This is a genomic window from Sulfurovum sp. bin170 (assembly GCF_010892395.1).
Classification (GTDB): domain Bacteria; phylum Campylobacterota; class Campylobacteria; order Campylobacterales; family Sulfurovaceae; genus UBA1140.
In genome coordinates this window covers 1-2983 of sequence record NZ_JAACKB010000370.1, presented here as the reverse complement: position 1 = coordinate 2983, position 2983 = coordinate 1, and the positions used below count along the sequence as shown (strand labels likewise).

The 2983-nt window shown below is 34.6% G+C and carries 4 protein-coding genes; 3 read left to right on the top strand and 1 reads right to left on the bottom strand.

Annotated elements, in window-relative coordinates; all coding sequences use genetic code 11:
- Positions 1-212: 212 nt before the first annotated feature.
- Entirely contained in the window at positions 213-1457 is a 1245-nt protein-coding gene (gene serS, locus GSY74_RS08850) for a serine--tRNA ligase (protein ID WP_164664745.1), read from the bottom strand.
- A 217-nt stretch (positions 1458-1674) separates the two neighbouring features.
- Here serS and GSY74_RS08845 point away from each other — a divergent pair, with 217 nt between their 5' ends.
- From GSY74_RS08845 to GSY74_RS08835, 3 genes are all read left to right on the top strand, one after another.
- Positions 1675-1980: a DUF6516 family protein gene (locus GSY74_RS08845; protein WP_164664744.1), complete on the top strand. Its 306-nt coding sequence runs from the start codon at positions 1675-1677 to the stop codon at positions 1978-1980.
- Positions 1974-2345 carry a transcriptional regulator gene (locus GSY74_RS08840; protein ID WP_164664743.1) on the top strand — a complete coding sequence of 124 codons (372 nt, stop codon included), beginning with the start codon at positions 1974-1976 and terminating at the stop codon, positions 2343-2345. Before GSY74_RS08845 ends, GSY74_RS08840 begins: the two co-directional genes overlap by 7 nt.
- Positions 2346-2472: 127 nt before the next feature.
- Positions 2473-2983, top strand: a 511-nt coding sequence (locus GSY74_RS08835) for an Rpn family recombination-promoting nuclease/putative transposase (RefSeq protein ID WP_164664742.1), incomplete at its 3' end; no start/stop codon positions are given.

Sequence of the window (2983 nt, the reverse complement as noted above, 5' to 3'; positions counted from 1 at the left end):
TAGATAGTACTACTTGTCTGTAGAGCTTGTAAATTTCTGGAATCAAGAGTCCCCTCAATCTCAAAATCATCCTCATTTACATTGATGCCAACACCACTTTGAGCTAGAAGCAGACCTGAAGTACATATCGAGGTCATTAGAAATTTTTTGAACATTTTATCTCCTGTATAATTTTCTAACTTATATTATAGCATATTTTGTTCTTTTGTGCTTTACATATATTTTTTGAGTACTTTGGGTATCTCTATAGAGCCATCCTCATTTTGATAGTTTTCCATAATAGCCACAAGTGTTCTTCCAACAGCAAGAGCTGAACCATTTAGCGTATGAACCAATCGATTCTTTTTCCCATCTCTATATCGTATCTTTGCTCGTCTTGCTTGAAACTCTCTGGTGTTTGAGATAGATGAAATCTCACGATATTTATCTTGTCCTGGCAACCAAACCTCAAGGTCAATAGTCGTTGCAGCCGAAAATCCAAGGTCACCACCACAAAGCTCCACGACTCTATGTGGAAGTCCTAGTTGAGTCAAGATGTCAGAAGCGTTCTCTACCATCATCTCAAAGATTTTATCACTTTCATTTGGATTGGCAATAGCCACCATCTCAACTTTATTAAATTGGTGCTGTCGAATCATCCCTCTAGTATCTCGTCCTGCACTCCCTGCCTCTTTTCTAAAGCAAGGTGTATATCCTGTGAGCAGTATCGGAAGCTCTTTGTCTGTTAAAATCTCATCATTATATAGATTGGTCAGTGGCACCTCTGCTGTTGGGATAAGATATAGATTCTCATCTTCTATCTTAAAGAGGTCATCCTCAAACTTAGGAAGCTGTCCTGTGCCTTGTAACATAGAAGCGTTATTTATAAAAGGTACACAGACCTCTTCAAAACCTTTCTCACGGTTAACATCCAAAAAGAAGTTTATCAAAGCTCTCTCTAATCTAGCTGCGTCACCTCTTAGAACAGAGAAACGGCTCTTTGCAAGTTTGACACCTCGCTCAAAATCTATCCACCCATTTATCTCTGCCAATGCCCAATGCTCTTTTGGCTCAAAATCAAAAACTCTTGGAGTAAGAACTTTTCTAAGCTCAACATTATCATCCTCATCAGTACCAATCGGCACGGAATCATCAGGTAGATTTGGCATAGCAAGAGCGATAGTTTGAAGTGCATCATTTGCCTTATTTGCTGTAGATTGAAGTACTACAATTACCTCTTTGTTAGCATCTACTTTTGCTTTAAGCTCAGTAATATCCTTTTTTTCACGCATATACTCACCAAAAAGTTTTGACATTCTATTTTGGTCTGCTTTTGCCACTTCTAATCTTGCATTTGCATCTTTTAGATTAGAAAAAAGAGTTTTTAGATTTTCTAGTGCCTCACCGTCGACACCTTTTTTTGACAGTTTTGCACTTGCTTCATCGAAGTTTTTTTGTAGATATTTTAAATCAATCATAATTTTTACCTGTAGATAATTTTTTGGAATTATATCAAAATCTTATTGCTACTTAGATTGGGGAGCAAATAAGTTGCTGGAATAAGGATTTTTTTAAGTGCTCTTGACAAAGGGGTATATTATAGTGAAAAATTGTTTTGTCCACTAATTAAATTTTAACTCATATCAAATTACAATTACAGCTTTACAAAAACAACTAAATCTGCTATAATTTAATATGTCAAAAAAGAAACAATATAGCAAAGTCATTGATGAAAAGTTTATTGTTCCCTCTCGAAATGGTGGAGGGATGATTAAGTTTGAAGCGTGGGAGTACAGAGATGAAATCATAAAATATAATATGGTTTACATCAATAGAGATATATTTCCAAATGACAATGGAAGAGTGATGGGGTATGATAATAGCCATAACTTTCATCATAAACACTATTTTGGTGAGATATATGAGCTTGATGATTTTGTTAACTATCAAGAGTTAGTTCAGAGATTCAAAAATGATATAAAGGAGTTTATCCAATGGTAGAGATTAGAAATGGAACGATAGATGATTTTTTTGCTTCAGCAGAAGCAACAGCTAAAGAGATTGATGGTGGTCTAAAAGTTACTCCTAAACATACAATTTGGATGGAGACAGAGGATTTGTTAAATATCTTAAAGCCTACACGAACAAAGGTTATACAGTATTTGAAAACCAAAACAGAGGTCTATTACTCGGTGATGTTGAAGGAGCTAAAAAAAAGTCCATCTAGTCTCAATAGAGATTTGGAACTTCTATCCAAATATCAGTTGATAGATATTTCAAAAGAGATAAATGCTGGACATGGTATTAAAAAGGTTATTAGACCACTTTATGTTAATCAACAGTTGGAGTTTAGGGCGATAGTTTGATAATTTATACTTATAGTATGAGGGGTTAGTTCTCTTCTTTAGTTGTAACCAATGTCAAAGTACAAAAGAGCCTCTAAGCCCCCAAAGAGTATAATAAATCTAACAAAAAACAGTAAAAAGGCAAAAAATGGAGCGAGAACTAATAAGCTTCGACTGGGCAATAAAACGACTCCTGCGAAGCAAAGCCAACTTCGATATTTTAGAGGGTTTCCTCTCTGAACTGCTCTTTGAAGATATAAAAATCCTTCAAGTACTAGAGAGTGAGGGAAATCAAGACCATGCAAGTCAGAAGCTAAACAGAGTTGATCTAAAAGTAGAAAATAGCAAAAAAGAGATAATTATTGTAGAGATACAGTTTGCTAGTGAGATAGACTATTTTCATAGAATTCTGTTTGAGACTTCAAAAGTGATAGTGGAACATTTAGAAAAAGGAAAAGCTTATAAAGAGACTGTGAAAGTTATCTCTATAAGTATTGTCTATTTTGATTTAGGTAGGGGTAAGGACTATATATATAAAGGAACAACAGACTTTAAAGGTTTTCATACAGATAAAATACTAGAGTTATCAGAGAATCAAAAAGAGATGTTGGGAGTGAAAAAGATAGAGTCTATCTTTCCTGAGTACTATATATTAAAAT